Here is an 816-nt window from a genome sequence, read left to right as displayed (position 1 = left end):
CGGAGGTAACGATTACCGGCTCGAATCCGCTGTCCACGCAGGACGACGTATGCGCCGCGCTTGTGGAGGACGGCATTACCGTGTTTGCCAAGTACAATCCGACTCCCGAGGAATTCAAGGCGCTAAACATCAAGGCGCTGGAAAGCAAGCCCGACCTTATTATCGACGACGGCGGCGACTTCGCGACGCTGCTGCATTCCGAGCGGCCCGACCTGATGGTGAATATCCGCGGCGGCGCGGAGGAGACAACGACAGGCATTATCCGGTTGAAGGCTCTGCAGAAGCAGGGTGTGCTGAAATTCCCGATGGTTGCCGTTAACGACGCATATTGCAAGCATCTGTTCGATAACCGCTATGGCACCGGCCAGTCGGCCTGGGACGGCATTATCCGCACGACCAACCTGATGGTTGCGGGCAAGACGGTTGTAGTTGTCGGTTACGGCTGGTGCGGCAAGGGCGTCGCCATGCGGGCCAAGGGGCTTGGCGCGAACGTTGTTGTCACTGAAGTCGACGCGATCAAGGCGGTGGAAGCGCATATGGACGGGTTCCATGTCATGCCGATGCTGGAAGCGGCCAAGCTGGGCGATTTCTTCATTACGGTAACCGGCAACCGCTATGTCATCCGGGGTGAGCATTACGATGTGATGAAGGACGGAGCCATTATGTGCAACGCCGGTCATTTCGATGTGGAGGTCAACAAGCCGGAGCTTGCGGAGAGAGCGGCGGAGCGGCGGATTGTCCGTAAAAATATCGAGGAATACCAGCTTAAGGACGGACGCAAGCTGTATCTGTTGGCTGACGGACGGCTCGTCAATC

At 58.1% G+C, this 816-nt stretch carries 1 protein-coding gene; it reads left to right on the top strand.

The features are described from left to right. Positions 1–816: adenosylhomocysteinase (locus L692_RS0118625; RefSeq protein WP_025701589.1), on the top strand; the 816-nt coding region annotated here is incomplete at both ends.

Source organism: Paenibacillus forsythiae T98, from assembly GCF_000520735.1.
In the GTDB taxonomy this organism is placed as follows: Bacteria; Bacillota; Bacilli; order Paenibacillales; family Paenibacillaceae; genus Paenibacillus_AQ; species Paenibacillus_AQ forsythiae.
This window is presented reverse-complemented; position numbering and strand designations above follow the sequence as displayed.